Consider the following 271-nt stretch of genomic DNA (forward strand, 5'->3'; position numbering starts at 1 on the left):
CGTCGGCCCGCGCGAGCTGCTGGTGCCCGACGCGCTGCTTGCCAACGAACTGCTCGCGCCGGCGCTGAAGTCACTCGGCCCCGCGCTCTCGCCGCTGCCCTCGATCAAGTTCGACTCCGGCGCCGGCGAACGCGCGCTCAAGGCGCACTACAAGGTGCAGAGTCTCGACGGCTTCGGCGGCTTCGGCCGCGCCGAGCTCTCGGCCGCCGGCGCGCTGATCGCCTACTTGGAGCTGACGCAGAAGGGCAGGATTCCCGCGCTGCTCACGCTG

1 protein-coding gene is annotated in these 271 nt (G+C 71.6%); it reads left to right on the forward strand.

Translation table 11 applies throughout. From position 1 onward, the window contains the following. Positions 1-271 (forward strand): hypothetical protein (locus RMT89_RS43120; RefSeq protein ID WP_315889216.1); only part of this gene is annotated, 271 nt, incomplete at both ends.

Origin of the sequence: Streptomyces sp. P17, assembly GCF_032436805.1 — a bacterium.
Taxonomy (GTDB): Bacteria; Actinomycetota; Actinomycetes; order Streptomycetales; family Streptomycetaceae; genus Streptomyces.